At 59.0% G+C, this 1,093-nt stretch carries 1 protein-coding gene; it reads left to right on the plus strand.

The window, feature by feature from the left end:
• Window positions 1-273: 273 nt before the first annotated feature.
• On the plus strand, window positions 274-1,093 hold an 820-nt coding region (locus HMPREF3165_RS02800; protein ID WP_070510717.1), incomplete at its 3' end, for a hypothetical protein.

A 1,093-nucleotide genomic window follows, 5' to 3' on the forward strand; every position in this document is an offset into this window, starting at 1 on the left:
TCCGCAGGACTGACCACACTCCAGCTCAACGACGAGGCAAGAAAGGAGCCCTCCAGCGACGACCTCTGGCTGACCTTCACCTGCAACAACGGCACCTGGACACCCCACCACAGCGGCAGCACCGGCCAAGACGAAGCCACCATCCTCAACAAAGTCGCCGAACTCTAGCAGCCCCACCGTTCGTCCTTCGCCTCTGCGCCGTCAGACCAAACGCCCCCCACCATCAAGGCGGATCAGGAAGAATTACGTCCGACAAGCAGGAAGAAGGTACCGATGCCCGACAAGCAGACCGATCGAGACCAGAGGGACTCCTCCACATCCTTGTCTTCGGCGCGGGATCAGCAGGTGGCAGGAGGCGACGAGGCCGCCACCCGCACCGACTCTCGGTTGATCACCAGCGGCAAACGCCACAGCCCCTCAGAGCATCAACAGTCTGCTCCATCGCACAGTCGGGGTATCTTCAAGCCCAGCCGCATAGCCCTGGTTGTCATCCTGTCTGCGTTGCTGGGGGTCGTCGGGTACTTCGCATATAATCTCATGCTTATGTTCAATCCCGGCCTGGAACCGCACTCATTCGAAGAAAGGAGCGCAGCAAGAGCAGCCGCCAAACACCTGCGCCACGATTCACGCGTCTCCTCCGTGCAGGTTTTTGAGGAAGAATCGTATAACTCGGGCGACGCTCCCACTGTGAGCGTACACCTCAAGGACGGGACCAGCACTGACACCGCGACAGCACTTCTGTCCTCAACCCGCGACAAGGCCTTAGGCGACGATGACGGAAGCACCCAGATCGCCATCACACTGAAGTGGAGCGTTGAAGGCACCGACATCAACGCCTTCTTCCTCATCAGCGCCAGCTCTCACGACATCGCTACCAACGTCCAGCACGATCTATCACTAGTCGGGGAGGTCAAAAGCATTCAACGACCCGGCGAAACATTACCTCTCCAGATTGACTACGGAGACGTCACCACGCCCCCATCCTCACTGACCACTCCGTCCGGCTCATTGACCATCAAGACCTTCACCATGAACGGATGGAAGGTCACCTCCACCAGCAACACCGACGGTCAGTTCAGCAACCCACCCTTTG

The sequence above is a fragment of the Actinomyces sp. HMSC08A09 genome, from assembly GCF_001807465.1.
Classification (GTDB): domain Bacteria; phylum Actinomycetota; class Actinomycetes; order Actinomycetales; family Actinomycetaceae; genus Actinomyces; species Actinomyces oris.